The organism is Vibrio rubrogenes (assembly GCF_059641415.1).
The window spans coordinates 1-370 of record NZ_JCARSY010000133.1 but is presented as its reverse complement, the minus strand read 5'-3'; the positions used below and the strand labels follow the sequence as shown (position 1 = coordinate 370).

Here is a 370-nt window from a genome sequence, read left to right as displayed (position 1 = left end):
GGATGACGGTCAAGTACAGGGGCTGATTGCCATTCATATGGCAGAAGGTGAGTTAGTCGCCATTAAAGCGAAATCCGTTATTCTCGCCACTGGTGGTGCAGGCCGCGTTTACCATTGTAATACCAATGGTGGCATTGTCACCGGTGACGGTATGGCAATGGCTTATCGTCACGGTGTGCCGCTGCGCGATATGGAGTTTGTCCAGTATCACCCGACCGGCCTGCCCGGTACCGGGATCCTGATGACCGAAGGGTGTCGGGGTGAAGGCGGGATTATCGTCAACAAAAACGGCTACCGTTATCTGCAAGATTACGGCATGGGACCGGAAACGCCCGTCGGCCAACCGAAAAATAAATATATGGAACTCGGC

At 53.8% G+C, this 370-nt stretch carries 1 protein-coding gene; it reads left to right on the top strand.

From position 1 onward, the window contains the following. The coding region (locus tag AC55NX_RS20890; RefSeq protein WP_496997477.1) for an FAD-binding protein at positions 1–370 on the top strand (370 nt) is incomplete at both ends.